Raw genomic sequence first — 3,723 nt, forward strand, 5'->3', positions numbered from 1 at the left:
GAAAGGGCTCAAGAGTATGCTTTCACGTTATTTGGAGCTTTGTTAACCTTTTGGAACCGCCGTATGCGGACCCGCATGTACGGTGGTGTGAGAGGACGGAGGCTAGCCGCCTCCTCCTACTCGATTCGGGCGGCCGCGTCCGGCACGGCAATGCCCGGCGCGGGTTTTATTTGCGGCCGATGTCGTGATTGACGGCGATCAGGCCGATGACCTGCTTGGCGTCGGCGCTTCCGCCGAACCAGAGCTCGCCGCGTCCGACCATGACGCCCTGCTTGTTGACGAACAGGCGCTCCTCGTCCTGGTTCGCGATGGCGTCGCGCACTTCTTTCGTCATGATCGATTTGTACTGGTCGATGAAGTCGCGTCTCGTCTGGATGCGATGCTTGCCGTCGGCGCCGTTCACCTTGAGCGGGTACAGAATATGGTTCGCGACTTCCGTCATGTCGTCCTTGGCGATGGCGGCCTTGACCGTCCGGAAGACCTCGAGGAACGCCTGCCTATCCTTGATATTGGCTGTCGAGAACGATGGGCTCGTATCGAATTTGGCCGGAACGGACGATTCCGTCCCGGCTGCCGAGCCCGTGTTCGACGACGCGCCGCCGCGATTCGGCGAGCTTGCGCATCCTGCTGCCGACAGCAGCGCCATGCTTATCAGAACGGCCGCGAAGAGCCGTGATCGTGACCGAAACCGGGATACCCCTCGATATTTGGCGGAAAACTCGTTCATCCTGCAACACCTTCCTTTTCTCCCTTGGGCCTTCACTTTATGGACGGAGGGAGGCGGAATAATGTTTCGATGCACGCGGTATGAAAATAGTGGTTTAGTCCCAGTCGGGGCGGGCGCTTAAAACCGTCTCGCGGGGGCGCGTCAGCGGCTGCCCGCGCCGGGGGACGGCGCCGGGGAATGACGCCGCTCCGCGGCGTTTTTGCGCGGCAGCGTCTGGCGCGGTACGAGCATGTGCTTGACGGCCGCATCGCAGGGCCGATAAGCGTCGCCGCAGGGAACACCGCAAGGGACAAAGGCGCCGCGTGCGCCGGCAACGCAGGTCAAAGGTGCCGCGTGAGCCGGCAAGGGAGAGATGCGCCGCCTGCGCCGGCAACGCGGATCAAAAGCGCCGTGTCGCTGGCATCGCGGGTCAAAGGCGCCGCCTGCGCCAGCAAGGGACAAATGCGCCGCCTGCGCCGGCAAGGGACAGATGTGCCGCCTGCGCCGGCAACGCAAGTCAAAAAGCGCCTCCGCCGTCCGGCGGAGGCGCTTCGTTGCCGAAGCATTGGTCGACAGCGCGTTAAGCGCGGTCGAGAATCGTTTGGTACGTCGTGCGGTCGCACTTTTCCACGAGCTTCACGAGCAGCTCTTTGGCGGCGTCGTAATCGTCCGTGTGCAGCACGGATGCGGACGTGTGGATGTAGCGCGCGCAGACGCCGATGACCGTCGACGGGATGCCGCTGCCCTGCGTGTGGACGGCGCCGGCGTCCGTGCCGCCCGGCGAGACGAAATATTGGTACGGAATCTTATGGGTTTCCGCCGTGTCGAGCACGTACTCCACCATGCCGCGGTGCGTCATCATCGTCGGGTCGTAGATGCGCAGCAGCGCGCCTTGGCCGATTTGCCCGAAGGCCGTCTTGTCGCCGTTCATGTCGTTGGCGGCGCTGGCGTCCATGGCGAAGAACAAGTCCGGCTTGATCATGTTCGAGCTGGTGCGCGCGCCGCGCAGGCCGAGCTCCTCTTGAACCGTCGCCCCCGAATACAGCACGTTCGGCAGCCGCTTGCCCCGAAGCTCCTTCAGCAGCTCGATGGCCAGGCCGACGCCGTAGCGGTTGTCCCACGCTTTGGCCATGATTTTCTTCGGGTTCGCGAGCGGCGTGAATGAACAGTGGGGCACCGCTTGAAGGCCGATGCGAATGCCAAGCTCCTGCGCGTGCGCCTTGCTGTCGGCGCCGATGTCGATGTACATTCCCTTCACGTCGAGCGGCTTGCCGCGCGATGCCTCGTCGAGCAGGTGGACCGGCGTCGTGCCGATGATGCCCATAAGCGGCCCGTTGTCCGTCATCACCTGGACGCGCTGAGCCGGCAGCACTTGGCTGAACCAGCCGCCGAGCGTCTGGAATTTCAGCATGCCGTTCTCGGTAATGCCGTTAATGAGGAAACCGACCTCGTCCATGTGGCCCGCTGCCATGATGACCGGACCGCTCTCGTCGCCGCGCAGCACGCCGAAAATGCTCCCCAGCCGATCCTGCACGATCTCGTCCGTGTACTTCTCCATCTCGCCGCGCACGAAGCGCCGCAGCTCCCGCTCGAATCCCGGCGCCGCCTGGAAATCCGTCAGCGTCCGGAACAGCTCCATCGTTTCTTGATTCATCCCGCATTCCTCGCAATCCTGTGAAATATGCGCTCGTCGGCGCGTCGTCCTGCCTTTGCCGTTTGTTCCGATCCGCATCCTACATTTTACCGCCTTTTCGCGCCGGGGTAAAATCCCCGTCCACCGCGCTGTGCGGCAGCGGGCGAGGAAACGGCGTTCGAGCAGGAGTGACGGCTGTGGCGAATGGGCATGACAATCGGGCGGTCGGGGGTAGGCGAGGAGGTAGGGTATATACTCGGGGGCTGTGAAGGACGAATGGTTAGTAAAGGGCTCTGCGGGGCGGATATGTAACGTGCGAGACTGTGTGGGACGCCTGGACGCCTGTGTCCGCCAATCGCCAAAATATCGCCGATTCGGCGACATAGCGGCTTTCGTGTCCGCGAAAGCTCAGGCGGACGGCCGGCGAGAAGGGCTATGCAAGGCTGGGCGGGAAGACTAGATAGACTGGCGAGAAAGATTTCGGGGCGGGGCAACGATTGAATAGGCAGGCGAGGAACGTTGCGGGCGAGAGATAAGTAGAGCGAGTGCGCCTGGGGAATAGTAGTGCTGGAAGAGCAGCTTTCTGGCTCAAGGATCCGGCCAGGCGATGAATCGCGCGGGGTTTCGCGGACACAGAAGCCGTTATTGCGATCGGATCGCCCATTTTTTGAAACGAACGGCCACACGTTCCGCTATTCGCCGAAAATAGCGCTGTTTTGCCGGAAATTCGGCAAATAGCTGCTCCTGTGTCCGCCAAACGCCAAAATATCGCCGATTCGGCGAAATAGCGGCTTTCCTGTCCGCGAAAGCTTAGGCGGACGGCCGGCGAGAGGGGCTATGCAAGGCTGGGCGGGAAGACTAGATAGACTGGCGAGAAAGATTTCGGGGCGGGGCAACAATTGAATAGGCAGGCGAGGAACGTTGCGGGCGAGGGATAAGTAGAGCGAGTGCGCCTGGGGAATAGTAGTGCTGGAAGAGCAGCTTTCTGGCTCAAGGATCCGGCCAGGCGATGAATCGCGCGGGGTTTCGCGGACACAGAAGCCGTTATTGCGATCGGATCGCCCATTTTTTGAAACGAGCGGCCACACGTTCAGCTATTCGCCGAAAATAACGCTGTTTTGCCGGAAAATCGGCAATAGCTGCGCCTGTGTCCGCCAAACGCCAAAATATCGCCGATTCGGCGAAATAGCGGCTTTCCTGTCCGCGAAAGCTCAGGCGGTCGGCCGGCGAGAGGGGCTATGGTTCGTGAGTGAACCGGGTGCTCCGCGCTAGTAGTGCCTAGCCCCCCGCCAGCGCCGCGCCCGGCGCCAGCGTCCCCACGCCGCGCCCCGCGCCCGCCGCCAGCGCCTCCGCGCTCCGCGCGCCTGCCCCACCGCCCGCGCCC

2 protein-coding genes are annotated in these 3,723 nt (G+C 62.7%); both read right to left on the minus strand.

The annotated features are described in order from the left end of the window. Positions 1 to 166 precede the first annotated feature (166 nt). Positions 167 to 727, minus strand: coding sequence for a hypothetical protein (locus ACFPB1_RS27255; RefSeq protein WP_379229361.1), 561 nt, complete (start codon positions 725 to 727; stop codon positions 167 to 169). A gap of 559 nt (positions 728 to 1,286) precedes the next feature. Then, positions 1,287 to 2,360: a M42 family metallopeptidase gene (locus tag ACFPB1_RS27260; RefSeq protein ID WP_379229362.1), complete on the minus strand. Its 1,074-nt coding sequence runs from the start codon at positions 2,358 to 2,360 to the stop codon at positions 1,287 to 1,289. Between the last annotated feature and the right edge of the window lie 1,363 nt (positions 2,361 to 3,723).

Source organism: Paenibacillus sp. GCM10023250 (assembly GCF_042653205.1).
Lineage (GTDB): Bacteria > Bacillota > Bacilli > Paenibacillales > Paenibacillaceae > Paenibacillus_Z.